General features: G+C 65.4%; 16 protein-coding genes, 3 tRNA genes and 3 pseudogenes. 12 read left to right on the forward strand and 10 right to left on the reverse strand.

The genetic code is table 11. The features are described from left to right. Positions 1–69 precede the first annotated feature (69 nt). The 4 genes and pseudogenes from G4G31_RS20630 to G4G31_RS20645 all read right to left on the reverse strand — a co-directional run bounded on the left by G4G31_RS20630 (position 70) and on the right by G4G31_RS20645 (position 2,276). Positions 70–567: a response regulator gene (locus G4G31_RS20630; RefSeq protein ID WP_182989182.1), complete on the reverse strand. Its 498-nt coding sequence runs from the start codon at positions 565–567 to the stop codon at positions 70–72. Next, positions 539–658, reverse strand: a pseudogene (locus G4G31_RS29470) (hypothetical protein); the annotation flags it as partial. The gene G4G31_RS20630 and the pseudogene G4G31_RS29470, both read right to left, overlap by 29 nt. A gap of 23 nt (positions 659–681) precedes the next feature. Continuing rightward, a complete protein-coding gene (locus tag G4G31_RS20640) occupies positions 682–1,068 on the reverse strand; it encodes a hypothetical protein (protein WP_182989183.1) in 387 nt (128 codons plus the stop codon). A 23-nt stretch (positions 1,069–1,091) separates the two neighbouring features. Continuing rightward, positions 1,092–2,276 carry a cache domain-containing protein gene (locus G4G31_RS20645; protein WP_182989184.1) on the reverse strand — a complete coding sequence of 395 codons (1,185 nt, stop codon included), beginning with the start codon at positions 2,274–2,276 and terminating at the stop codon, positions 1,092–1,094. A 330-nt stretch (positions 2,277–2,606) separates the two neighbouring features. On the opposite strand from G4G31_RS20645, the gene G4G31_RS20650 reads away from it, so the two are divergent. From G4G31_RS20650 to G4G31_RS20655, 3 genes are all read left to right on the forward strand, one after another. Continuing rightward, on the forward strand, positions 2,607–3,476 hold the full coding sequence (locus G4G31_RS20650; RefSeq protein WP_229425153.1) for a dienelactone hydrolase family protein: 870 nt from the start codon (positions 2,607–2,609) through the stop codon (positions 3,474–3,476). After that, positions 3,430–3,780, forward strand: a complete 351-nt coding sequence (locus tag G4G31_RS27000; RefSeq protein ID WP_229425154.1) for a hypothetical protein — start codon at positions 3,430–3,432, stop codon at positions 3,778–3,780. Before G4G31_RS20650 ends, G4G31_RS27000 begins: the two co-directional genes overlap by 47 nt. Positions 3,781–4,074: 294 nt before the next feature. After that, positions 4,075–5,262, forward strand: coding sequence for a triacylglycerol lipase (locus G4G31_RS20655; protein WP_182989185.1), 1,188 nt, complete (start codon positions 4,075–4,077; stop codon positions 5,260–5,262). Between the two features lie 14 nt (positions 5,263–5,276). Here the strand turns inward: G4G31_RS20655 and G4G31_RS20660 are convergent, their stop codons facing one another. Further along, the gene (locus G4G31_RS20660; protein ID WP_182989186.1) at positions 5,277–7,184 is read right to left on the reverse strand and encodes a PAS domain-containing sensor histidine kinase; all 1,908 of its coding nucleotides are present in this window, start codon (positions 7,182–7,184) and stop codon (positions 5,277–5,279) included. Between the two features lie 249 nt (positions 7,185–7,433). Here G4G31_RS20660 and G4G31_RS20665 point away from each other — a divergent pair, with 249 nt between their 5' ends. Further along, positions 7,434–9,686 carry an ATP-binding protein gene (locus tag G4G31_RS20665; RefSeq protein ID WP_182989187.1) on the forward strand — a complete coding sequence of 751 codons (2,253 nt, stop codon included), beginning with the start codon at positions 7,434–7,436 and terminating at the stop codon, positions 9,684–9,686. Positions 9,687–9,704: 18 nt separating this feature from the next. Next, positions 9,705–10,160, forward strand: coding sequence for a response regulator (locus G4G31_RS20670; protein WP_182989188.1), 456 nt, complete (start codon positions 9,705–9,707; stop codon positions 10,158–10,160). Here the strand turns inward: G4G31_RS20670 and G4G31_RS20675 are convergent. Beyond that, entirely contained in the window at positions 10,142–11,821 is a 1,680-nt protein-coding gene (locus G4G31_RS20675; RefSeq protein WP_229425155.1) for a response regulator, read from the reverse strand. The two genes, G4G31_RS20670 and G4G31_RS20675, sit on opposite strands and share 19 nt — an antisense overlap. 180 nt (positions 11,822–12,001) lie before the next feature. On the opposite strand from G4G31_RS20675, the gene G4G31_RS20680 reads away from it, so the two are divergent. The 3 genes and pseudogenes from G4G31_RS20680 (at position 12,002) to G4G31_RS27760 (ending at position 13,895) form a co-directional block, all read left to right on the forward strand. Next, positions 12,002–12,295, forward strand: a complete 294-nt coding sequence (locus G4G31_RS20680; protein WP_182989189.1) for a hypothetical protein — start codon at positions 12,002–12,004, stop codon at positions 12,293–12,295. A 72-nt stretch (positions 12,296–12,367) separates the two neighbouring features. Further along, positions 12,368–13,489, forward strand: a pseudogene (locus G4G31_RS27005) (amidase); the annotation flags it as partial. Positions 13,490–13,664: 175 nt separating this feature from the next. Further along, positions 13,665–13,895 carry an amidase family protein gene (locus G4G31_RS27760; protein ID WP_267873679.1) on the forward strand — a complete coding sequence of 77 codons (231 nt, stop codon included), beginning with the start codon at positions 13,665–13,667 and terminating at the stop codon, positions 13,893–13,895. Between the two features lie 231 nt (positions 13,896–14,126). On the opposite strand, the gene G4G31_RS20690 is transcribed toward G4G31_RS27760, so the two are convergent. Next, positions 14,127–14,202: transfer RNA gene (locus G4G31_RS20690), tRNA-Asn, on the reverse strand. A gap of 376 nt (positions 14,203–14,578) precedes the next feature. Here G4G31_RS20690 and G4G31_RS29475 point away from each other — a divergent pair. Further along, a pseudogene (locus tag G4G31_RS29475) lies at positions 14,579–14,890 on the forward strand (hypothetical protein); the annotation flags it as partial. Positions 14,891–15,053: 163 nt separating this feature from the next. Then, a complete protein-coding gene (locus G4G31_RS27010) occupies positions 15,054–15,749 on the forward strand; it encodes a hypothetical protein (protein WP_229425156.1) in 696 nt (231 codons plus the stop codon). 77 nt (positions 15,750–15,826) lie between these two features. Here G4G31_RS27010 and G4G31_RS20705 read toward each other — a convergent pair. From G4G31_RS20705 to G4G31_RS20715, 3 genes are all read right to left on the reverse strand, one after another. Further along, a tRNA-Asn gene (locus tag G4G31_RS20705) sits at positions 15,827–15,902 on the reverse strand. 146 nt (positions 15,903–16,048) lie between these two features. Next, positions 16,049–16,124, reverse strand: a tRNA-Asn gene (locus G4G31_RS20710). A 51-nt stretch (positions 16,125–16,175) separates the two neighbouring features. Continuing rightward, complete coding sequence (locus G4G31_RS20715) at positions 16,176–17,387, reverse strand: amino acid aminotransferase (RefSeq protein WP_182989192.1); 1,212 nt, start codon at positions 17,385–17,387, stop codon at positions 16,176–16,178. A gap of 105 nt (positions 17,388–17,492) precedes the next feature. Here G4G31_RS20715 and uvrB point away from each other — a divergent pair, with 105 nt between their 5' ends. Together uvrB and G4G31_RS20725 are read left to right on the forward strand one after the other, a co-directional pair. Further along, the gene (gene uvrB, locus G4G31_RS20720; RefSeq protein WP_229425157.1) at positions 17,493–19,598 is read left to right on the forward strand and encodes an excinuclease ABC subunit UvrB; all 2,106 of its coding nucleotides are present in this window, start codon (positions 17,493–17,495) and stop codon (positions 19,596–19,598) included. Between the two features lie 169 nt (positions 19,599–19,767). Continuing rightward, positions 19,768–20,058, forward strand: a complete 291-nt coding sequence (locus tag G4G31_RS20725; protein ID WP_182989193.1) for a hypothetical protein — start codon at positions 19,768–19,770, stop codon at positions 20,056–20,058. The last annotated feature ends 81 nt before the right edge of the window (positions 20,059–20,139 follow it).

The raw sequence follows: 20,139 nt of genomic DNA on the forward strand, positions 1-20,139 counted from the left end.
GGCAATTTCCGCCGATTCTAGCAGCCCGGCGCTGCGGCCCGGCGGCAGCGCGGTGAATGCCCGGCCTGGCTAGCGCTCCCCGGCAAGACCGGCCAGCACGCGTACCAGCTGCTCGATGTCGTAGGGTTTGGCGAGGATCTGCACGCCGGGCAGCGCCACTTGCCGCTCGGTATAGCCCGTCGCCAGCAGCACCGGCAGGCCGGACCAGCGCCGCCTGACGATGCCGGCCAGGTCGATGCCGCTGACCTTGCCGGGCATGACGACGTCGGAAAAGACGATGTCGAACGTGGCCCCTCCTTCCAGCCGCGCCAGCGCTTCTTCGCCATTGACGGCGATCTGCACGTCGAACCCGGCCTGGCGCAGCCCCTCGGCTACCGCCTCGCGTACCGGGGCATCGTCCTCCACGAACAGCAGCCTGCCGCAGGCCTGCCCCAGCCCGGTGCCGGCTGCCGGCAGCTGGACAGGCGCGGCCGCCGCGGCGGCGCGGCAGGTAGATATGCACGCGCGTGCCCGCGCCGGGCGCGCTGTCGAGCAGCAGCAGGCCGCGCGCCTGGGCGGCAAAAGCATAGGCTTGCGGCAGGCCCAGGCCGGTCCCCTCGCCCGGCGCCTTGGTGGTGAAGAAGGGGTCGAGCGCGTGTGCCAGCACCTGCGCGTCCATGCCCCGCCCTTCGTCGCCCACCGTCAGGTGCAGGTAATCGCCGGGGCCAGGCCCTGCAGCGGCGCGTCCAGCCTGAGCTTGCGCGCCTCGATGCGCAGCACGCCACCGGCCGGCATGGCGTCGCGCGCATTGATGGCCAGGTTCAGCAGCGCCAGGTCGAACTGCAGCGGCTCCACCGTCACCGGCCACAGGTCCGGGTCGAAGGCGGTGTCGATGCGGACCGTTTCGCCCACGCCGCCCCGGATCAGCTGCAGCGCGCTTTCCAGTTGCGCCTGCGCATCCACCGTCACCAGGCGGCCTTCCTGCACCCGCCCGAAGGAGCCGAGCTGGCCGGTGAGCGTGGTGGCGCGGGCGACGGTGCGCTTGCAGGTGTCGATCAGCCCTTGCAGCTTCGTTTCCTTTGCCGTCATGCCGGCCAGCTGCAGCGCCGTGGTCAGGGGTTTGCAGCAGGTTGTTGAATTCGTGGGCGATGCCCGCCGTCAGGGCCCCAGCGATTCGAGCCGCTGGCTGCGCAGCAGCGCTCCCTGCGCCTGCTCGGTGGCATGGATCGCCTCGCGCACGCGCAGCTCGAGTTCGCGCTTCGACCGGCGGATCTGCTTGCTCGCCTCGGCCATGCGCCAGGCCACGTTGTCGACCTCGGACAAGCCGTGGGCGCGGTAGCTGATCTCTTCGCCATTGCCGAGGCGGTCGGCGCAGCGTCCCGGTATTCGATCGGCGCCACCGCGCGCCGGGCGAACCAGCTGCCGGCCGCCACCGCCATCACCAGCAGTACCGTCATGATGGCGGCCAGCAGCGCGGCCGCCTCCAGCGGCACGCGCCGGATCTCGGCTGTCGGCAGGCTGATCAGGACCTTCCAGCCGATGTCCGGCACGCTGTTGACGATCGCCCGCACCGGGATGCCCTCGAGCGTGCGGCTGGTGAAGACCAGTTCGCCATCAAGCTTGCCGATGCGCTCCCGGGTCTCCGCGCGCAGCAGGGTTCCGATGAACCTGTCCGCTTCGCGCGAGCGGGCCGCGACGCGGCCATTGCGGTCGACCACCGAAGCGATCCAGATCGACGGGAATTTCTGGCGCGCGAGCAGCTCCTGGAGGATGCCCACATGCAGGCCCAGCACCAGGTGATAGCGCAGTACGCCGTCCTGGCGCACGGGAACCTGCATGGTGAAATCGTAGCGCTTGAGCGGCGGCGCATAAAAGATATCGGATACCAGCGTGCGCTCGGCGCCGTAGCGCTGCATCAGCGCGGGCAGGTTCGACGGATCGCGTCCGGCCAGGGGCGCGCCGGGCGGGCGCAGGGTGTGCAGCATGAGCTTGCCCGTGCTGTCGTACAGGGCCACGACCGCATGCATGTTGTCGGCGGCGCGGCGGGCATGGTCGTAGAACTCGTCCAGGTCGCCCTCGGCCAGCGCCGGTGAGGCGGCAAGGGTGCGCAGGATGCCCTCCTGGTGCCGCATCTCGTTATCGACGAGTAAGGCAAAGGCCCGGCCTGTCTCGGCGATACCACGCTCCTGGTCCTTTTGTTGTTCAGTGTAGACATAGGCCACCGCCAGCGCGGCACCGATGAAAGACGGTACCAGGATGGCAAGGACCAGGATCAGCAGCCGGTTACGGAATCGCATCGCAGGTTATTCCCTCCAGTAACAAATCTTTTGCGAACAGCTGTCTCGCCCCATGCGCCCGGGCGGTGTCGAGCGCCACTGCACAGCCCAGCCACCCACGCCTTCCGACGGTCTCGCCAGGGCAATCTTGATGCCTTTGCCACGCTTGTTGTGTCTGTCGCACGACGCTTACCCGATCCGTTATTGATGTAGATAAGCATCTTCACCACACACAAAAATTTAGCTCTGGAATTGCCGATTCGGATATTGCCCTGAGCCATTGAGCTGCCTAGAATCAACTTATTCCTTCAAGCAATTCTGTCGCACCGGCAGGCACTTCCAGAGTCTCCCATGTTTAGAGTTCGCGTATCTGTTCGCAAGTTCACCACCGCCCTCCTCGCCAGCCTGGCGCTGCTGCCGGCGCTCGCCATCGAGCAGGAGCTGCAGCTCGACCACCGCATGAACGAGCACATCGTCCAGGTCCCGGCCGGCGACGACGGCCGTGCCATGCTCGAGACAACGGTGTTCCAGCCGAACGGCCCCGGCCCCTTCCCGCTGCTGATCATCAACCACGGCAAGGACCCGGGCCGCCCGAATGCCCAGCCGCGCGACCGCTTCTATTACATGGCGGCCGCCTTCGTGAAGCGCGGCTACGCCGTGATGGTGCCGATGCGCCAGGGCTTCGCCAACTCGACCGGCTATTACCGCGACCGCGGCTGCGACATGACCGCCAACGGCTACCTGCAGGCCGAGGACATCCGCTCGACGGTGGACTACGCGCGCGGCCAGCGCTGGATCGATGCCGGGCACATCGTCGTCGCCGGCCAGTCCTACGGCGGCCTGGCGACGATGGCTCTGGGTACCGAGGAGCTGCCGGGCGTGCGCGGCCTGATCAACTTCGCCGGCGGCCTGCGCGACGACAGCGACCGCTGCGCCTGGCGCTCGGCGCTGGTGGCGGCCTTCGGCGAATACGGCGCCAAGAGCAAGGTGCCGAGCCTGTGGATGTACGGCGAGAACGATTCGCTGTTCGGCCCGGACCTGGCGAACCGCCTGCACGCCGCCTATGAGGGGCGCCGGCGGCCGCGCGCGCCTGGTCGAATTCCCGTCGTTCAAGCGCGATGCCCACGGCATGCTGGCCAGCCGCGACGGCGAGAAGATCTGGCTGAACGACACCATGCGCTTCCTGAAGGGCGTCGGCATGCCGACCGAAGTGCTCTATAACGTGCCGCCGCCACCGCTGCCTGCGCGTACCGATTTCGCCCGCGTCGACGATGTCGAGGCCGTGCCCTTCCTGTCGGAAAACGGCCGCCGCGCCTATGCCGACTACCTGACCAAGATGACCCCGCGCGCTTTCGCCGTGTCCCCGAGCGGCGCCTGGACTGGGCCGAGGAGGGCGAGTCGCCGGAAGCGCGCGCGCTGGCCACCTGCTCGGCGAAAAGCACCGAGGCGTGCAAGCTGTATTCGGTCGACGATTATGTGGTGTGGAATGGCAACCGTGTCGATGCTGCGGAGAAGGCCTCGATGACGGCCTCGATCGCGCCGCCGCCGGACGCGAATGCGCCGGGTGCCGTGGGTAGCACGGTACCGGCGCCGGCGGCCAGGCCGACGGCGCCCTGAGCGCCACGCGCAGACCAGCCGCGGCCGGAGCACCATGGCGGTGCGCCCGCCGCGGCCTTTTTTTTAGCGATTCGTTTTGAAAAGCCGCGTCGAACGCCGCCGCTGTTGCTTTCCTCCCGCCTGTCCCATACGCTCGACATTGCGCAAACCGGGCAGGCGCACCCGCTCCGACAATGAGGCAGTCGACCTCCCGGAGCCCGCGATGCCGCCCCTGATTTGCCCCGTTTTCCGCGTTTTCCTTGCTGCGCTGGCATTCATCCTGGCACTGCCGCCGGCCGCGCACGCCGCCAATAACGATCCCATCGTGCTCGTGCATGGCTTCCTCGGCTTCGGCCCCGACCAGTTTCCGGCCAGCGGCTTCCTGTACTGGGGCGGCTATGGCGACATCGCCGACCACCTGCGCCTTTACAAGGGACCGCATACGGTGCTCACCGCCACCGTCGGCGCGATCGCCTCGAACCGCGACCGCGCGGCCGAACTCTATGCCCAGATCAAGGGCGGCTGCGTCGACTATGGCCGCCGCCATGTGCTGGCGGACGAGGCGGCAAAGCCGGGCGCCGCCTGCTGGGCCGCCGACCCGGCCGACAACCCGCTCGGGCTGCCGCTGGCGCTGTATCCTGCCTGGGACGCGCGCCACCCGCTGCACATGATCGGCCATAGCCAGGGCGGCACGACCATCCGCGCGTTGGTGGAACTCACGGAACATGGGGATGCCGAAGCGGGCGATGGCGAGCTCTATCGTGGCGGCAAGACCGGCTGGATTCGCAGCGTGACCACGCTGTCGGCGCCGCACAATGGCACCACGCTGCGCGACGCCGTGCTCGACATCCTGCCCGAGCTGCGCACGCCGCTGCGCGCCTTGTTCGAAGCCGACATGGCGAACTGGGAGCTGGCGCCGGACGGCGCCCGCAGCTTCAACGCCTGGGCGCGCACCTCGCCGCACGTGGTTTACTTTTCAGTGGGAACGCTGGCGACCGAAGCTGGCGCCTGGTGCTGCAACGGCACCGACCGCGCCATCGCGCCGGTCCAGACCTCGAACTACCAATATGCGCGCGCCGACATGATCCCCTACTTCAAGACCTATGCCGGCGAATGGATCGTGCCCTCGATGCGCCAGCACGGCATGGGAGGCTATACCCAGGGCGCGCCGGGCCGGGTACGGGTCGACAGCAGCTGGTTCGCCAACGACGGCGTCGTCAACACGGCAAGCATGCGCGCGCCGAACGGCCACCCGGTGCGCGACTACGACGGCACGGCCATCAAGGGCAGCTGGAATTTCCTCGGCAACTACCCCGGCTACGACCACTTCGACATCCTGAACTGGCCGAACAAGGGGCCGTCGGCCGATCCGGTCTACGAGCGCATCAGCGACATCCTGTTCGCGCTGTAGCCGGTGCCGGACAATCAGTTGGCGGTACGCAGCGCCCGTGCCAGGTCGGCCAGGCGGTAAGGCTTGCTGACGAAGACGTAATCTTTCAGGCAATCCTTGTCGAGCGCCAGTGCCGGCAGGGGATAGCCGGAAGCGAGAATGATCTTCACCTTCGGATAATGTTCGCGCGTGAAGCCCGCCAGCTCGATCCCATTCATACCGTTCGGCATGATGATGTCGGTGAACAGGATGTCGACGTCGCGGCTGGCCAGCAGGTCCATCGCCTCGGCGCCGTTCGACGCGGTGAGCACCTCGTAGCCCATGCTGATGTAGAGGGCGGCGGCCACGTCCATGAGGTCAGCCTCGTCCTCGACGATCAGTACCCGTTCGCTGCCATTGCGCTGCTCTTCCTCGTGGGAACTGGAGGGGGCGGGCAGGAAGATGCGCATCGTCGTGCCTTCGCCGGGCGCCGTGCCGATCACGATCTCGCCGCCCGACTGCTTGATGAAGCCGTAGACCTGGGACAGGCCCAGGCCCGTGCCCTTGCCTACTTCCTTCGTCGTGTAGAAAGGCTCGAAGGCACGCGCCGCCGTCTCAGCCGACATGCCGGTGCCGGTGTCGCTGACGATCACGCGTACATAGGCGCCCGGCGCCAGGCCGCGGACCTCGTTCTCCGCCAGCTCGACGTCGGCCGTTTCGATGCGCAGGTAGCCGCCTTCAGGCATGGCGTCGCGCGCGTTCACCACCAGGTTGAGCAGGGCCGACTCGAAGCGGGCGCTGTCGATGACTGTGGAGCGCACGTCGGGGTCGAGGCGCACCTCGAAGTCGATGTCGGCGTTGACGGCGCGCCGCAGCACCGATTCGAAGCCCGAGATCAGGCGGTTGACGTTGCGCGTTTCGGGCTGCAGCGGCTGCTGGCGCGCGAAGGCCAGCAGTTGCTGGGTAAGCGTGGCGCCGCGGTCGATCGCGCGGCGCATGCTGTCGAAGGTCTTGGCGTCGGCGCCCTGGCCGCGCCCGAGCGCCAGCACCTCGAGGCCGCTCGCCAGTACCGACAGCAGGTTGTTGAAGTCGTGCGCGATGCCGCCGGTGAGCTGGCCGATCGATTCCATCTTCTGCGCACGGAACAGGGCCGCGTTGGCCTCGGCCAGGGCATCGGCGGCGGCCTTTTTCTCGGTCAGGTCGCGCGTGATCTTGGCAAAGCCGATCAGTTCGCCCATGTCGTCGCGGATGGCGTCGATGATCACGTGGGCCCAGAAGCGCGTGCCGTCCTTGCGCAGGCGCCAGCCTTCGGCCTCGTAGCGGCCTTCGCGCTCGGCCGTGGCCAGGGCGTGGCCGGGCATGTTGATCTCGCGCTCTTCGGGCGTGTAGAACTGCGAAAAATGCGTGCCGACGATTTCCTGCTCGCGGTAGCCCTTGATCCGCTCGGCGCCCACGTTCCAGTTGCTCACCTCGCCCGTCGGCGAGAGCATGTAGATGGCGTAGTCGGTCACGCCTTGCACCAGCAGGCGGAAGCGCTCCTCGCTGGCGCGCAGTTCCTGCTCGGCGCGGCGCTTGTCGGTGATGTCGCGCGTGATCTTGGCGTAGCCGAGCAGCGTGCCCTCTTCGTCGTAGATCGGGTCGATGACGACACTGGCCCAGAAGCGCGTTCCGTCCTGGCGCATGCGCCAGCCTTCGGCTTCGTACTTGCCGTCCTTGAGCGCGGTGGACAGCGCGCGTGCCGGCAGGCCGGTTGCCTGGTCCTCGGGCGTGTAGAAGCGCGAGAAATGCTTGCCGAGGATTTCCGGCGCGAGGTAACCCTTGAATCGCTGCGCGCCAGTGTTCCAGCTGCTGACGTTCCCTTCCGGGTCGAGCATGTAGATCGCGTAATCGCTGATACCCGCGATCAGGTACTGGAAGCGCTGTGATTCGGTTAGTTTTTGCCTCCTGGCAATTTGCTTGGTCATGGGCGGCGAGCGCTATCGTCCGTGTCGTGAAGCGCACCATCATACCTCCATTTCGTTTCCTGCTGCCACGCACAGTTCACAATGTAGATAAAGTGTTTACACACTCGTCAAGCACCGATCCGCCCAAAAAATTAACGATTCGTCACATGGTGCTGTTGCCCCTGCCTGGCCTTGTCTCTTCGCCGCAAGCGCATGTCTTTCAGGCTAGAATAGCGGCTTTGTCACCCCCGCCGTGCCTGCTTGCGCCTCATGACCCCAGCCCCTCTCGCACCGCTCGACCTGTCCGCTTGCGGCAGTGAACCCATCCGCATTCCCGGCAGCATCCAGCCACATGGTTTCCTGCTGGCCTTATCCAGCGACTTGCGCATCGTGCAGGCCAGCGCCAACCTGGCGCACTGGACGGGTGTCGAAGCCGAAGCGGCGCTTGGCCGCGGCCTGGACAGCGCCATCGGCGCCACGGCAAGCGAGCGCCTGGCGAGCGAACTGGGCAAGGAACTGGGCAACCGCCCGCTCTACCTTGGTACGGTCACGGTATCGAACGGCAAGCACTTCGACGTGCTGGGCCATGCCTGGGACCGCCTGCTGCTCATCGAATTCGAAGCGGTCGACCGCGCCGGCCCGGCCGACTTCCGCCACCTGTATCCGCTGCTGGGCGACTTCCTGCTCAGGGTCAACGAGGCGCCGTCGGTCGAGTTGATGGCGGAACTCGCGGCGCAGCAGGTGCGCGCCGTGACCGGCTTCGGCCGTGTCATGGTCTACCAGTTCGACCGCGACGGCCATGGCCACGTGATGGCCGAATCGAAGCAGGACGACTACCACTCCTATCTTGGCCAACGCTTTCCGGGTTCCGACATCCCCGCCCAGGCACGCGAGCTGTATGCGCTGTCGCGCATCCGCCTGATCCAGGACGCCCACTACGTGCCGGCGCCGCTGCTGCCGGAACTGAACCCGCTGACGGGCGGGCGCACCGACCTGTCGTTCGCGGCGCTGCGCAGCGTCTCGCCGGTACACCTGCAGTACATGCGCAACATGGGCACCCTGGCCTCGATGTCGGTCTCGCTGATGGTCAAGGGCAAGCTGTGGGGACTGATTTCCTGCCATAACGAGGAGCCCTGCCCGCTGTCGTTCGAAAAGCGCACCGCCTGTGAACAGCTGGGCCAGGTGCTGGCGCTGTGCATCGAGTCGCGCGAGGATGCGAGCGAATTGCAGTTCCGCCTCGAGGTGCGGCGCATGATGGTGACCATGCTGGGCAACCTGACCAAGGGCGCCGACGTCGTCGAGAACATGAGCGGCGTCTTTCCCGAGCTGCTGCGCTTTGCGCGTGCGGGCGGCGTCGCCATCGTCGCCGACGAGCGCGTGCTGACCTATGGCGACACGCCCGAACCGCACGCGATCGACGCCCTGGTCGGCTGGCTCGAACAGCAGGGCCATGGCGACGAAGTCTTTCATACCGACCAGCTCTCAAGCCTGTATCCGGGCGCGGATGACATCAAGCGCAACGCCAGTGGCCTCCTGGCCATGCCGATCTCGCGCGTGCACAAGCACTATCTGCTGTGGTTCCGGCCGGAGCTGGTGCACACCATCGAATGGGCCGGCAATCCGCATGAGAAGGCCTCGCGCGGGGAAGCCGTCCGGGGCGCGCCAACGCAACTGAGCCCGCGTACCAGCTTCGCTACCTGGCGCGAGGAAATCCATGGCGTCAGCCTGCCCTGGCACGTTGGCGAAATCGAGCTGACCGCCGAATTTCGCAGCGCCCTGCTCGGCATCGCCCTCGAGCGCGCCGAGCAGATGGCGGAACTGGCCGAGGAACTCGGCCGCGCCAACAAGGAACTCGAGGCGTTTTCGTATTCCGTATCGCACGACCTGCGCGCGCCCCTGCGCCACATCGTCGGATTTTCCGACCTGCTGCTCGAGTCCGCGGGCAGCGAGGACAGCGCGATGCGCCAGCGCTTCCTCACCAACATCAAGGAATCGGCGCGCCTGGCCGGCAAGCTGGTGGACGACCTGCTGAGCTTTTCGCAGATGGGCCGCGCGGCCCTGCGTCCGGTCGACGTCGACATGAGCAGGCTGGTCGCGTCCTGCGTCGACAAGCTGGGCATGGATGTCCAGGGCCGCAACATCGAGTGGGAGCTCCCAAGCCTGCCGCGCGTCACCGCCGACCCGACCTTCCTGCACCTGGCCGTGTTCAACCTGTTGTCGAACGCGGTGAAGTTCACCGGCGGACGCGACCCGGCGCGCATCCGCGTCTGGGCCGAACAGGACGAACGCGAAACCGTGTTCCACGTGGCCGACAACGGCGCCGGCTTCAACATGGACTATGTGCACAAGCTGTTCGGCGTGTTCCAGCGCCTGCATCGCATGGAAGACTTCCAGGGCACGGGCATCGGCCTGGCCAACGTGCGCCGCATCATCGAACGCCATGGCGGTCGTGCGTGGGCCGAATCCACGCTCGGCCAGGGCGCCGTTTTTTCCTTCAGTATCCCGCGAAAACTCGCACTTTAACGGACAGCGAGACCAACCATGCTAAAACCCATCCTGCTCGTCGAGGACAATCCGCACGACCTCGAACTGACCCTGGTGGCCCTGGCCAGGAGCCAGCTCGCCAACGAAGTCGTGGTGGTGCGCGACGGTGCCGAGGCGCTCGATTACCTGCTGCGACGCGGCGAATTCGCCGGGCGCCCGGAAGGCAATCCGGCCGTCACCCTGCTCGACCTGAAACTGCCGAAAGTCGACGGCCTGGAAGTGCTGGCGAAGATCCGCGAGACGGCCAGCATGAAGAGCATGCCGGTAGTGATGCTGACTTCGTCGAAAGAGGAACAGGACCTGATCCGCAGCTACGAACTGGGCGTGAATGCCTATGTCGTCAAGCCGGTGGATTTCAAGGAGTTCGTACGCGCGATCGCCGATCTCGGCATCTTCTGGGCGGTGCTCAACGAACCGCCACCGGGTTCGCACCGCTACGTACCGCCGGCCTGAGCCGGCCGGCGATCACGACGTCTGCGCGGGCTGGGCTGTAGCGCCGCCCGCATCGACCTTGCGGTTGCGGCGCAGCAGGTGGCGGATGCGCGCGCTGAGCGCGTCCGGATGATGGGGCTTCTGCAGCAGGTGCACCGAGGCGTCGAGCTTGCCCTCGTGCGCCAGCACCCCTTCCGCGTAGCCCGAGGTACTCCCAGGATCTGCGCTGCCGGCAAATGCCGATGCAGCACGTCCGCCAGTTCAGTACTGCTCATCGGTCCGGGCATGATCACGTCGGTGAACACCAGGTCGATATGGCGCCCGCTCTCGATGATCGCCGCGGCGGCGGCGGCGTCGCCCGCCTGCAGCACGTCGTAGCCGAGCGCGGACAGGATCGCGCAGGTCGCGTTGCGCACGTCTTCCTCGTCTTCCACCACCGGGATCGTCTCCAGCCCGCCGTAGAGCGGCAGGTCGGCATGCACCTCGGGCTCGGCGGCCTCGGTTGCGCTGCGCGGCAGGTAGATGCGCACGCTGGTGCCGCGCCCGACCTCGCTGTCGAGCACGATCTCGCCCCCTGACTGCTTGACGAAACCATAGGCCATCGACAGGCCCAGGCCCGTGCCCTGTCCCACCGGCTTGGTGGTGAAAAAAGGTTCGAAGGCGCGCTGCAGCACTTCCGGCGCCATGCCGCGGCCGGTATCGGCCACTTCCAGCATGACATAGTCGCCCACTGGCAGTGTCCCGTGGCGGTCGGCGCAATGGGCGTCGACATTGCGGGCGCGGATCGTGAGGGTGCCTACGCCCGCCATGGCGTCGCGCGCGTTGATGGCCAGGTTCAGCAGCACGTTGTTGAGCTGGTTGGGGTCGGCCGTGGTGCTCCACAGGCTCGGGTCGATGTCGGTGAGGACGCGCGCGCTCGGGCCGATGACGCGGCGCATCATGTCGTCCATCTCGCGCAACAGGTGTCCCGGGTTGAGCACGATCGCCTGCAGCGGCTGGCGCCGCGCGAAGGCCAGCAGGTGCGAGGACAACTTGGCACCGCGCTCGACACCAGCGAGCGCCATCTCGACGCGGGTGCGCGCGGCATCGTTCAGGTTGCCGACCAGTTTCAGCAGTTGCAGGTTGCCGCCGATGATTTGCAGGACGTTGTTGAAATCGTGGGCGACGCCGCCGGTCAGCTGGCCGATCGCTTCCATCTTCTGGGCCTGGTGCAGCGCCGATTCGCTGGCGGCCAGCTGCTGCTGGCTCACGCGCAGCGAGGCAAACGCCGTGTCGCGCTCGCGCCGGGCCACGCAGGCATCGCTGTGGTACTGCACCCGGGCGACGAGTTCGCGCGGATCGGGCCACTTGACCATGTAGTCGTTGACGCCGGCCGCAAAGGCCATCGCCTTGATCTCCGGATCGTCTTCGGAGGACAGCATGATGACGGGGATGTGTTCGGTCTCGCGTACGGCGCGCAGGCGCCGCGTGAACTCGAAGCCGTCGAGGTCGGGCATGCGCAGGTCGACCAGCACCACCGTGACGTTGAGCTCGCGCGCCAGGTCGACCGCGCGTGCCGGGCTCGACTCGTAGCGCAAGACATGCTTCACGCAGGTCTTCAGCCCGTGCTCGATGATCTGCTGGGCAAACGGCTCGTCATCGATCAGCAGGATCGAACAGGGATGGGAAGCGTTTTCGATCATGGAAGTGGGAGTCTCATCCGTCGTTGCCGACGGCGCCTGCTTGCATTTTGTAAAAAATTTATTCTACACCAATGTTAACGGCTATTTCATCAATTTCACGATTTCGCTTGATAGTCCGGCCCGCGCCTCCATCTACGGCCCATCCGTATTGACAGGCCATCCGGCGAAGCGAGGCATTCCGTGCAGGATCCATTGTGCCCCTTGTGCGGGCGTGAACTGGGGAAGGTCAACATCGACCGCCACCACCTGGTTCCCAAGACCTTCAAGGGCAAGGAACAGTTCCCGATCCATAAGATCTGCCACCGCAAGATCCACTCGGCCTTCACCGAGCGCGAACTGCTGCGCACCTACCATACCTGGGAGGCGCTGCGCGGCCACGAGGACATCCGCGCCTTCATCGCCTGGGTGGCAAAGAAGCCGCCCGACTTCTATGCGCGTACCTGCACTTCCAACAGCAAGAAGAGCCGGAAATGACAGATTTGATTCCAGCTTGACAAGCCCGTACCGCAGTGCGCATGCTGGGCGCTTCGCCTTCCTGGACTGCGCATGAACTTTTCCGATTACCTGCAACACGACGCCACCGCCCTCGCCCAGCTGGTGGCGCGCGGCGAGACCAGCGCTACCGAACTGCTGGACCTGGCACTGGCGCAGCACGCGCGGGTGCACGGGCGCGTCAATGCCCTCGTACGCTCGCTCGAACCGCAGGCGCGCGCGCAGCTTGCCCGTCCTCTCTCCGGGCGTCTAGCCGGGGTCCCCTTCCTGATCAAGGATGGCGTCCAGGATTACGCGGGCGTGCCGACCAGTTTCGGCAGCCGCTCGATGCAGGGCTATGTGCCGGCCGAGCATGCCGCCGTCGTACGGCGCTACCTGGAGGCCGGCCTCGTCATCTTCGGCAAGACCAACCTGCCCGAATTCGCCCTGAAAGCCGTTACCGATCCGGCGCTGTACGGCCGCGCCAGCAATCCCCGGCACCTCGGCCATACGCCGGGCGGCTCCAGCGGCGGCGCGACCGCGGCGGTGGCGGCGGGCATCGTGCCCATGGCGGCCGGCAACGACGGCGGCGGCTCGATCCGCATCCCGGCGGCCTGCTGCGGCCTGTTTGGCCTGCGCCCTTCGCGTGGACGGGTGTCCTCCGGGCCTGCCATCGGCGAAGTCTGGTTCGGCGCGTCCAGCGAAGGCGTGTTGTCGCGCAGCGTGCGCGATTCGGCGCTGGCGCTGGACATCCTGGCAGGCCGCGAGCCGGGTGACCCTTTCGATATCGCCGCACCCTCTGCGCCGTATCGCGAGCTGATGTTGCGCGCCCCCGGCAAGCTGCGCATCGGCTTTTCCACCGTCTCGCCGATCGGCACCGAGGTCCATCCGGAGGCAGTCGCCGCGGTCGAGCGCACCGTGCTGCTGCTGCGCGGACTGGGCCATGAGGTCGAGGAGGCGGCGCCCGACGTCGACGGCGCGGCGCTGGCGCAGAGTTTCCTGCACGTGTATTTCGGCCAGGTGCCGGCGATGGTCGCGCGCGGCCGTGCACTGGGCGCGCGGCCGCGCGATATTGAACTGATGAGCCGGCTGCTGGCGACGCTCGGCGGCAGCGTCTCGGCGGGGCGGCTGACGATGGAGATGGCGCACTGGAACGGTTTTGCGCGGGCGCTGGCGCGCTTCCACGCGCGCTACGACCTGCTGCTCACGCCCACGCTGGCGCATCCGCCGATCCGCCACGGCCAGGGCGACCCGGGCAGGGCGAACAGTTCGTGCTCGACCTGCTCGAGCGCAGCGGCCTGTTCGGCATCCTGGCGCGCCGGGCCTGCTCGAAGGCACGGTCGACAAGATCGCGCGCGACAGCTTGCGCTATGTGCCCTTCACCCAGCTGGCGAACCTGACCGGCACGCCGGCGATGTCGGTGCCGCTGCATTGGACGGCCGACGGGCTGCCGCTGGGCGTGCAGTTCGTCGGGCGTTTCGGCAGCGAAGACACCCTCTTGCAGCTGGCGCACCAGCTGGAAGGCGCGGCGCCATGGTTCGACAGGCTGTCGCCGCTGGCGAGGGAAGGCGTGGAGGCTGCAAGCGGGTTGATGCCGGCTTGACGGCAACCGTAGGGTGGACTCCTGAGTCCACGCCGTTTCGCCGGGTAATCAGTGTTGGCTGAGGCAAAGAAGCAGCCCGCTCGACCAGTGCGACGGGGCGTAGGCCTGGCCCGAAACGCAACCGTACAAGCGCGTGGACTCAGGAGTCCACCCTACGTCAACCACGGTCTTGCTGGCGCTGAAAAAACAAAAGGCCACGTTTTCACGTGGCCTTCTGCTTACTACATATTCTGGCTCCCCGACCTGGACTCGAACCAGGGACCTGCGGATTAACAGTCCGTCGCTCTACCGACTGAGCTATCAGGGAATTGAGGCAACATTATAGCGGGTGGCGTGGCGTTTGGCGAGTCCTGTACGAAAATTCAACTTTTGCCCGTCATGCGGGGCTTTGTTAGAGTCGCAGTACGCGCAAGGCCGATAGAGCGCCGGGCTTCCTGACCGAGGAGACGACCATGAACGTTCACCCAGCGTCAAGCAGTGTCCTTGCCCTGTTGCCCCTGTTGTGTTGCCCGGGCCTTGCCAGCGCCGCGCCACCCGACGTCGACAATCCCGCCTGGGGTTGTTATGACGCCATGCCGAAGCACCCCAGCATGGGCGAGAAAGACGCATTCATTGCCGAGCTCGCTCCTGCCGCAGTCGCCGCCGAGGCAAAGGGCGGCCCACCGGCGGCCGGGCTGCTGGCGATGAGCGCGCTCGAGTCCGGCTTTGGCTGGACGCGGACAGCCGTCTTTGCCAATAACCTGTTCGGCTGGAAGTTCGTGTCCCCGGCTGCGGCCGGTGGCCGTGCCAGCTGGACACTGCAGTGTCAGCCGGCCTTCGACAAGAACAAGCGCTACATCGTCTTTCGCGACCGTACCGACGCACTGTCCTTCGTGGCGGAGCGCTTGAGGACGAACGACAGGTACCGCGGCATTACCGCCCGCTACCACGCCGACAAGGCGGCAGGCGTGGATGCGCCCGATGCCGTGGGCACGTGGGTGAAGGGCATCGCGGCGGCCGGCTACAACCCCTTTCCCGACTACCCCGCCAAGGTGCTGCGCCTGGCAGGCAATTACCGGCACCCCGGCTCGGCGCCCTCCCCGGACAGTTCCCTGCTGCGCTATTCCAGTGCCCGCGGCGAAGCCGCCGCAGCCGCGCCGCCGCCATCCTCCAGCGCACATGACGCGGCCCCTGGCCGTGCTGGCGAAACGGCTGCCCGCGGCGCGCTACCTGTCGGCCGCATGCGATCCGCGCCCGCTGAGGGATTGGCCCGGTTACGAAGGCCGCAATGTGACGCGCTGCCGGTACGGTGTCACGAGCGGCGGCAAGACGCTGGGGGCCCTCGTCTACCTGCTCAATCCTTCGGCGGACAATATCGCCTTGCGGGTGCGGGACGCGTGCAGCCACGTCAAGCTGGCGGGCCATGCCGGTTGTGGCCGCTACCTGGCGTCCATGATCGTCAAGCAGAATGGCGGCCAGTTTCCGGTCGCCGGTTTTGTCATCGAGCGCAAGCGCGACGCCGGCGGCACCGGCGAAGATCCGGTGTATCTCGAGTTTCGCGACGGCACCACGATCCAGAGCACGGACCGGCTCAACTTTACCGATCGGCAGCTGACCGTGGAAGCGATGGAACACGCGGCGCGCGCCCCGGTACGCGATAGCCGCCGGATCGCGCGGATTGCCAACGCGACCCGTGCCGACTACCGCAGCGCAGGAGGAACCGAGCCCGTTGGCAGCACTCCGGACGACGACCGGCTCAAGCGCTGGCCGGCGGCAATCCGGGCGAACGAACTGCATGCCCAGGACACCGGCGAGGACCTGCTCTTGCGCGGCGTTGCCGTGCGACTGCGGGCAAGCCTGGAAGGAGCGAAATGAGAAACCCTGCCCTGCGTGAAGCTCAACGAAAAAAGGGCCGCGTGATGAACGCGGCCCTTTTTTTCGACTTCGTATTCTGGCTCCCCGACCTGGACTCGAACCAGGGACCTGCGGATTAACAGTCCGTCGCTCTACCGACTGAGCTATCAGGGAATTGAGGTAGGCATTATAGCTGCTCAGCCGTATTGCGCAAGGGCTGCACGAAACTTTGTCGTGAAAGCAAGGGCAGCCCGATGAAACATGCACGCTGCACGGGGACGAAAAAAAAGCGCCGATTGCTCGACGCTTTTTTCGTATTCTGGCTCCCCGACCTGGACTCGAACCAGGGACCTGCGGATTAACAGTCCGTCGCTCTACCGACTGAGCTATCAGGGAATTGCTTGCTCTTCGATTCAAACTTGCGTTCAAGTTCGAAGAGCCAAGATTTTAGAGGACTTTGGCGATGGCGTCAACGACGAGATCGATGTTTTTCGAATTCAGCGCGGCCACGCAGATGCGGCCCGTGTCCACCGCATAGATCGACTCCTCGCGGAGTTGTCCGACCTGCTCTTTCGTCAGGCCCGAATACGAAAACATGCCGACCTGCTCGCGCACGAAGGCGAAGTCGCGGCCAGGGGCTTTCTCTGCCAGCTTCTGCACCAGCGCCTCGCGCATTTCCTTGATGCGCACGCGCATGCCGGCCAGTTCGTCTTCCCACAGCTGGCGCAGTTCCGGCGTTGACAGGACCGTTGCCACGACCTTGCCGCCGTGGATAGGCGGGTTCGAGTAATTGGTGCGCACCACGCGCTTCAGCTGCGACAGCAGGCGCCCCGCTTCTTCGCTGCTGGCCGCGACCACCGACAGCGCGCCGACGCGCTCGCCGTACAGCGAAAACGATTTCGAGAACGAGTTCGATACCAGCAGCGGCCCGCCCGCGTCGACGAAACGGCGCACGACGGCGCCGTCCTGCGCGATGCCGGCGCCGAAGCCCTGGTAAGCCATGTCGAGGAAGGGAACCAGGCCGCCCTGCTTGACCGCCTCGATTACCTGGCCCCACTGCTCTTGCGTGAGGTCGGCGCCGGTCGGGTTATGGCAGCAGGCGTGGAGAACGACGATGGAACCCGCATCCATCTTGCGCAGGGAGGCCAGCATGCCCTCGAAATCCACACCGTGGGTAGCCGGGTCGTAATAGGTATAGTTGTTGACGATGAAACCTGCCGACTCGAACAGCGCGCGGTGGTTTTCCCAGCTCGGGTCGCTGATGAACACTTCGGCGTCCGGCGCGAAACGCTTGAGGAAATCGGCGCCGATTTTCAGGGCGCCGGTGCCGCCGATGGCCTGCACGGTAATCGCACGCTTCTCTTGAATTACGGCGCTGTCGGCCCCAAATACGAGTTCTTGCACAGCCTTGTCATACGCAGCCAGGCCGTCGATCGGCAGATAGGTGCGCGGCGACAGCTGCTCCATCAATTTCGCTTCCGCCTTCTGCACGCACTGCAGCAGAGGCACCTTGCCATTATCGTCGTAGTACACGCCGACACCCAGGTTGATCTTGGCCGGATTGGTATCGGCGTTGAATGCTTCGGTGATGCCCAGGATCGGGTCGCGCGGGGCCATGTCGATGGCGCTGAAGAGGCTGGCGGAGGCTGTGGAAGTCATCGTGATAAACTGAATTGTCGGTGGGTTCGCAGCAGTTGTATAGAACAGCAGCAGAGATGTTGCAGTGCCGCAGGCGGACTCCCATTCTAGCAAAGGTCTGACAACATGGCTGATATATCCATCGCAACCGGTCCGGAACCGACTGTGATCACCTACCCGAATTCGCCCTTCAAGCTGCACCAGCCTTTCCCACCGGCGGGCGACCAGCCGACGGCAATCGAAGGCCTGGTCGAAGGCATCGAAGACGGCCTGATGTACCAGACCCTGCTGGGCGTGACCGGTTCCGGCAAGACGTACACGATGGCCAACGTGATTGCCCGTGCCGGCCGTCCGGCGATCGTGTTCGCGCCGAACAAGACCCTGGCGGCCCAGCTGTATTCGGAGTTCCGCGAATTCTTCCCGCAGAATGCGGTCGAGTATTTCGTGTCCTATTACGATTACTACCAGCCGGAAGCCTATGTGCCCCAGCGCGACCTGTTCATCGAAAAGGACTCGTCGATCAACGAGCACATCGAACAGATGCGCCTGTCGTGCACCAAATCCCTGATGGAACGGCGCGACGTGGTGATCGTCGCCACAGTCTCGGCCATCTACGGTATCGGTAATCCGAACGAATACCACAAGATGATCCTGACGCTGCGCCACAAGGATAAAGTGGCACAGCGCGACATCATCGCGCGCCTGATCCAGATGCAGTATTCGCGCAACGAGATGGACTTCGGCCGCGGCACCTTCCGCGTGCGCGGCGACACCATCGACATCTTCCCGGCCGAGCACGCGGAACTGGCGATTCGTGTCGAAATGTTCGACGACGAAATCGAATCGCTGCAGTTGTTCGACCCGCTGACGGGCCGCGTGCGCCAGAAGATCCCGCGCTTTACGGTGTATCCGGGTTCGCACTACGTGACGCCGCGCTCGACGGTCCTGCGCGCGATCGAATCGATCAAGGCCGAGCTGAAAGACCGGCTGGAAGAATTCCGCCAGCAGAACAAGCTGATCGAGGAGCAGCGCCTGGAACAGCGCACCCGCTTCGACCTCGAAATGATGGCCGAAATCGGCTTCACGAAAGGCATCGAGAACTATTCGCGCCACCTGTCGGGCGCGATGCCGGGCGAACCGCCGCCGACGCTGGTCGATTACCTGCCGAAGGATGCGCTGATGTTCATGGACGAGTCGCACGTGCTGGTCGGCCAGCTGTCGGCCATGTACAACGGCGACCGTTCGCGCAAGACCAACCTGGTCGACTACGGCTTCCGCCTGCCGTCGGCGCTGGACAACCGGCCGCTGAAATTCGAGGAATTCGAAGGCAAGATGCGCCAGACGATTTTCGTCTCGGCCACGCCGGCCGATTACGAGAACTCGCATGCGGACAACGTCGTCGAGCAGGTGGTGCGCCCGACCGGCCTGGTCGACCCGATCATCATCGTGCGCCCTGCCCTGTCGCAGGTGGACGACCTGATGAGCGAGATCAACGACCGCATCAAGAAGAACGAGCGCGTGCTGGTGACGACGCTGACCAAGCGCATGGCCGAGCAGTTGACCGAGTACCTGAGCGACCACGGCATCAAGGTGCGCTACCTGCACAGCGATATCGAGACAGTCGAGCGGGTGGAAATCCTGCGCGACCTGCGCCTCGGTACGTTTGATGTGCTGATCGGTATTAACCTGCTGCGCGAAGGCCTGGACTTGCCGGAAGTGTCGCTGGTGGCCATCCTCGACGCCGACAAGGAAGGCTTCCTGCGTTCGGAACGCTCGCTGATCCAGACCATCGGCCGCGCGGCGCGTAACCTGAACGGCGTGGCGATCCTGTATGCCGATCACGTGACCGATTCGATGCGTCGCGCCATTGACGAAACCGAACGCCGCCGCGCCAAGCAGATCGCCTTCAATGCGGCCAACGGCATCACGCCGGTGGGTGTGCAGAAGAAGATCAAGGAGCTGATCGACGGCGTCTACAGCAATGCCGCGCAGAAGGCCATGCTCGAGGGTGCGCAGAACCTGGAAGAAGCGGCGGCCGCGGCGAAGGTCGAATCGATGAGCGAGAAGCAGATCAGCAAGGAGATCAAGCGCCTCGAGAAGCTCATGGTCGACCATGCCAAGAACCTCGAGTTCGAAAAGGCGGCGCAGGTGCGCGACCAGCTGCATGTCCTCAAGCAGCAGGCTTTCGGGGCGCCGGGGGCGGACAACGTGGTGTCAATGCTGGGCAAGTAAGCCCGGTATTCCAGGACGGCGCTGCGGCGCCGTTTTTTTTCGCCAATGGGCCGTGACAGACCCCGCCAGTGCGCATACGATGAGACTGCGGGAACCGTCGACGTCGGCTGCGACACCTGACGAGATGAATAGGCCCGATCGGATGAATCGATGTGCACAGGAGTGATCGATGAGCGATCGCGAAAAGAAGCCGTATGCCCTCGATGCAATGGCCGTCGCCCTGACGGTTGCGCTGACCTCGGCTTTGATCCCGCTGATGTTTCCAAAAGAAATATCAGTCTCCCCATTTCTCCTATTCGGCATCATTTTCCTGACGAATCTCGTGCCGCTTTTCTTGCCGGAAGACGCTCCTCACAATGGGCAACAACGCCTCACGCGTTTGTTTTTCACCCGGTTACTGGTCTCCGTGGTCTTTGCTGCGCTACTCATCCTGGTGTGGAAAATTGCGCGTAGTTTCTAGATAGTGGCGCGCAGGATCTACCGAAACAGGTAGCGAGATGCAGGACGAAGCCGGCTGGGCGTATCTTTGGATAGCTGGATT

The sequence above is a fragment of the Massilia sp. Se16.2.3 genome, assembly GCF_014171595.1.
GTDB lineage: Bacteria > Pseudomonadota > Gammaproteobacteria > Burkholderiales > Burkholderiaceae_D > Telluria.

Bases quoted from the DNA above. Each gene is read 5' to 3' on its own strand.
- G4G31_RS20655 (WP_182989185.1), top strand. From the start codon at position 4,075: ATGCCGCCCCTGATTTGCCCCGTTTTCCGCGTTTTCCTTGCTGCGCTG.
- G4G31_RS20660 (WP_182989186.1), bottom strand. From the start codon at position 7,184: ATGACCAAGCAAATTGCCAGGAGGCAAAAACTAACCGAATCACAGCGC.
- G4G31_RS20675 (WP_229425155.1), bottom strand. From the start codon at position 11,821: ATGATCGAAAACGCTTCCCATCCCTGTTCGATCCTGCTGATCGATGAC.
- G4G31_RS20650 (WP_229425153.1), top strand. From the start codon at position 2,607: ATGTTTAGAGTTCGCGTATCTGTTCGCAAGTTCACCACCGCCCTCCTC.
- G4G31_RS20645 (WP_182989184.1), bottom strand. From the start codon at position 2,276: ATGCGATTCCGTAACCGGCTGCTGATCCTGGTCCTTGCCATCCTGGTA.
- G4G31_RS20640 (WP_182989183.1), bottom strand. From the start codon at position 1,068: ATGACGGCAAAGGAAACGAAGCTGCAAGGGCTGATCGACACCTGCAAG.
- G4G31_RS27010 (WP_229425156.1), top strand. From the start codon at position 15,054: ATGACGCGGCCCCTGGCCGTGCTGGCGAAACGGCTGCCCGCGGCGCGC.
- G4G31_RS20715 (WP_182989192.1), bottom strand. From the start codon at position 17,387: ATGACTTCCACAGCCTCCGCCAGCCTCTTCAGCGCCATCGACATGGCC.
- G4G31_RS20670 (WP_182989188.1), top strand. From the start codon at position 9,705: ATGCTAAAACCCATCCTGCTCGTCGAGGACAATCCGCACGACCTCGAA.
- uvrB (WP_229425157.1), top strand. From the start codon at position 17,493: ATGGCTGATATATCCATCGCAACCGGTCCGGAACCGACTGTGATCACC.
- G4G31_RS20665 (WP_182989187.1), top strand. From the start codon at position 7,434: ATGACCCCAGCCCCTCTCGCACCGCTCGACCTGTCCGCTTGCGGCAGT.
- G4G31_RS20725 (WP_182989193.1), top strand. From the start codon at position 19,768: ATGAGCGATCGCGAAAAGAAGCCGTATGCCCTCGATGCAATGGCCGTC.
- G4G31_RS27000 (WP_229425154.1), top strand. From the start codon at position 3,430: ATGCGCTTCCTGAAGGGCGTCGGCATGCCGACCGAAGTGCTCTATAAC.
- G4G31_RS20630 (WP_182989182.1), bottom strand. From the start codon at position 567: ATGCTTTTGCCGCCCAGGCGCGCGGCCTGCTGCTGCTCGACAGCGCGC.